1 protein-coding gene is annotated in these 564 nt (G+C 46.5%); it reads left to right on the forward strand.

Annotation, left to right across the window (positions count from 1 at the left end; all coding sequences use genetic code 11):
• On the forward strand, positions 1-564 hold a 564-nt coding region (locus tag R8N47_RS27310), incomplete at both ends, for a thymidylate synthase (protein ID WP_318186379.1).

The following is a 564-nucleotide window of genomic DNA, read 5'->3' on the forward strand; positions in this document are numbered from 1 at the left end:
CACCAAAACGTGGGATGCGAACGCCAACCTAAACGACGCTTGGTTGAATAACCCATACCGTAAAGGTGAAGACGACATGGGCCGTGTATACGGCGTTCAAGGTCGTGCATGGGCAAAACCTGATGGTGGTCATATCGACCAGCTACGCAAGATTGTGGATGATTTGACTCGCGGTGTTGATGACCGTGGTGAAATCTTGAACTTCTACAACCCTGGTGAGTTCCATATGGGGTGCTTGCGACCTTGTATGTACAGTCATCATTTCTCGCTACTGGATGACACTTTGTATCTCAACAGTACACAGCGTTCGTGCGATGTGCCGCTTGGATTGAACTTCAACATGGTTCAAGTTTATGTGTTCTTAGCGATCATGGCGCAAATTACGGGTAAGAAGCCAGGTCAGGCCTTCCATAAAATCGTTAACGCGCACATTTATGAAGATCAGCTTGAGTTGATGCGTGATGTCCAGTTGAAGCGTGAACCGTTACAAGCACCAACATTCCATATCAATCCGGAGATTAAATCTCTAGAAGATTTGGAAACTTGGGTAACACTGGATGACTT

Source organism: Vibrio sp. 2132-1 (assembly GCF_033344315.1).